The following is a 588-nucleotide window of genomic DNA, read 5'->3' as shown; positions in this document are numbered from 1 at the left end:
CCACGACTTCGTGCAGGCGGCACTGATGAGCGGCGGCGGCTACTTCACCGTGCTGCGCCGGCACATCCTGCCGCACGTGATCGGACCGGTGCTGGCCCTGCTCGCCGTGGATTTGGGGGCGGCGATCCTGGCCATCTCGGGACTGGGTTTCCTGGGCTTCGGCGCCCCGCCGCCCACCCCCGAATGGGGCTGCTGATTTCCGAGGGACGCCAGTACCTGTCGGTGGCCTGGTGGCTGACCACCCTGCCGGGCCTGGTGATCGTCACGGCCGTCATGCTCACCGCCGCCTGGGGCGCAGCATCAACCGCGCCTTCCGCTTCTAGGACAAGGACAGTGGACATGGAAATGAACACCAAGAACACCCCCGCCGCACCGGTGGTGCGCATCGAGGACCTCACGGTACGCTACCCCGGCGGGACGGTGGCCGCCAACGGGCTGGACCTGCACATCCCCTCGGGCAGATCCTCGCCGTTGTCGGGGAATCCGGGTCCGGCAAGTCGACCCTGACCAAGGCGCTGATCGGGCTGCTGCCGGCCGCACCCGCGTCGAGGTCCATCCGCTTTGGCGGCACCGAGGTGACGAGCCTGG

Annotated in this window: 2 protein-coding genes and 1 pseudogene; all 3 read left to right on the top strand. The window is 69.2% G+C overall.

Annotated elements, in window-relative coordinates; translation table 11 throughout:
- A pseudogene (locus JCM19049_RS17020) lies at window positions 1-323 on the top strand (ABC transporter permease); the annotation flags it as partial.
- Between the two features lie 22 nt (window positions 324-345).
- Window positions 346-507 (top strand): hypothetical protein, encoded by a 162-nt coding sequence (locus JCM19049_RS23750; protein WP_374700355.1) that lies wholly within the window; start codon window positions 346-348, stop codon window positions 505-507.
- A partial coding sequence (locus JCM19049_RS21700; protein ID WP_306420840.1) for an ATP-binding cassette domain-containing protein occupies window positions 462-588 on the top strand: 127 nt, incomplete at its 3' end. The genes JCM19049_RS23750 and JCM19049_RS21700, both read left to right, overlap by 46 nt.

This window comes from Arthrobacter sp. JCM 19049, assembly GCF_001310435.1.
The sequence above is the reverse complement of the archived record's forward strand: the minus strand, read 5'-3'. Positions and strand labels throughout refer to the sequence as shown.